This is a genomic window from Nocardiopsis sp. MG754419, from assembly GCF_018207095.1.
Classification (GTDB): domain Bacteria; phylum Actinomycetota; class Actinomycetes; order Streptosporangiales; family Streptosporangiaceae; genus Nocardiopsis.
Map to the genome: position 1 here is coordinate 1 of NZ_QOCZ01000392.1, position 384 is coordinate 384.

At 75.5% G+C, this 384-nt stretch carries 1 pseudogene; it reads right to left on the reverse strand.

Going from position 1 to position 384, the window contains the following annotated elements:
* Positions 1-384: pseudogene (locus tag DSY14_RS28260) on the reverse strand (nucleotide disphospho-sugar-binding domain-containing protein); the annotation flags it as partial.

Here is a 384-nt window from a genome sequence, read left to right on the forward strand (position 1 = left end):
CGCCACCCGAGGTCGCTCCGGATCGGCCCGCAACCACCGCGGCACCACCGCCGGACCGTTGAACGGCACGTACCGCATCCCCACCTGGTCCAGCCCCGTGGGCACCCGCAGCGACTCCGGGAGCTGGTCGATGGTGAAGTGGCCCTGCGCGGACTCCTCCCGGTGGGCGGACCCCACGGCGTCGGACCACCGCGACATCCAGTCCCGCAGCGGGTCCTCCCGGCCCGGCACCTCGTCGCGCAGGCGCACGTGGTGCTCCCGGGCCGCACCGTGGAAGTCCACTCCCCAGGTCAGGCGGGCGTGGGCGGCACCGCACGCCTCGGCCGCGATCGCCCCCGCGTAGGTCGTCGGCTCCCACACCACCAGATCCGGCCGCCACCACCG